This window comes from Endozoicomonas sp. ONNA1, assembly GCF_024606325.1.
Taxonomy (GTDB): domain Bacteria; phylum Pseudomonadota; class Gammaproteobacteria; order Pseudomonadales; family Endozoicomonadaceae; genus Endozoicomonas_A.
The window spans coordinates 1-1652 of record NZ_JAHHPN010000402.1 but is presented as its reverse complement, the minus strand read 5'-3'; the positions used below and the strand labels follow the sequence as shown (position 1 = coordinate 1652).

1 protein-coding gene is annotated in these 1652 nt (G+C 41.8%); it reads right to left on the bottom strand.

Going from position 1 to position 1652, the window contains the following annotated elements:
- Window positions 1-1652 (bottom strand): TonB-dependent receptor (locus KDK19_RS09190; protein WP_257291794.1); only part of this gene is annotated, 1652 nt, incomplete at both ends.

Genomic DNA, 1652 nt, shown 5'->3' with positions numbered 1-1652 from the left:
CAATTCGGGAGTCCAGGTCAGAGTAAAAAACACACCTCTTGGTTCATCTCTGTACCCTAAATTTGATGAATACTCTTTGTCCATCAAGTTGACAACTTTAACTCCTGTTTTAAGCTCTGATGTCAACTGGTAAGCCATTCTCAAATCAACTGTTCCAAACCCAGCAACCTCTTCGGTGTTTGCTTGGTCGTTGTATGTTTTACCTTGAGCTCTGAAAGTACCTCCAACAGACCACTTTCCAAATACTCGATTAGTATCAAGAACAAATAGTTGCTTAGCTCTTCTATAAAGAACATTACCATCATATAAGTCACCTCGAAATTCTGGATCAAGGAATGTCATATTACTTCTGGTACGCCAACCAAAGAGCTCTGTTGACAATACAAACTCGATACCTCTAATGCGAGCCTTCTCTATATTCTCCGTTTTCTGGGCGTCAGAATTGTACTCCAACATATCGTTCATATCATTTTGAAATACATTTACAGACCACCTACTGTCACCTACCAAGCCACTTAGCTCTAACTCTTTATTCTTGGCTGTTTCTGGCTTTAGAGCAAGATTAGGCCCCGCTGGAGTATAGTAATCCCCAAGAGTTGGTGCTCTGTAAGCGGTTCCATAAGATGCAATAATCTTCATACCCTTTGGTAAATCTATGCCCCACGCTATATTCCCTGTATTGTTGTAGCCATAAACTTCATGTTTATCTCTTCTGAGGCCGATCTGGAGTTCACTCCAAGAAAACGTAGATGTATTTTGAGCAAAAACACCAACATTGTATTGATCTTCTATACCATAATCAGTACTAGACTCCGTCAAATGCTCATCAGAGTAGTCAATACCAGTCACTAAAAACTGATTTTCAGCCCAACTTAAATCATTCTGCCAACTAATAGTGTTTCGTTTAGTTGTGGCATAGCTTGGATATGTAGTGCTACCTTTATCATCCCTTTTATTGACACCATACCCAACATCCAGCCTGGTTCCCCATTGTTCAGTTACTGGAGCAAATACAAAACCATTAAACTCTGTCGAATTAAAAAGTGTATATGTGTTTTCAGTATTATAAACACTGTCGTATTCAGACTTCCCTTCGACATGTGTAAAGCTCAGGCCAGCCTCAAGCCCGGAGGAATAACGTTGTGAAATACTACCAGAAAATGATTTATCCCTATATGCATCATCATCTGCATCCAGTCCAGATGTGGCGAACGTCCTGTTGTAACCTTGTGTTTCAAATAGACGAGCACCCAAGTTAAACCGAGTCCCATCAACTTCTCCGCCATAATTTAATCCATACTCACCGGTCCCTCGGCTACCAACCCCTGCCTTTACAGTTAACTTTGGATTTCCGGTGCCTTTTCGAGTAAAAATTTGTATAACACCACCTACCGCATTTGCACCATACAAACTGGACTTTGGCCCTCTTACAATTTCGATTCTCTGAATTTGATCTGGATCCAGGTGCTGTATTGGTGCTTCACCAAAATCCATTGAGCTAGCTTTTACACCGTCAATCAAAACTAGCGTTTGTGCAGTTCTGGTTCCTCTCAAAAAAATGCCGACCTTGCTTCCTGGCCCACCTGACTGTTCGACTTGCATACCCGGTGTTTTGCTGAGCAACTCCGGCACACTGGTCGCCTGACTTCGCT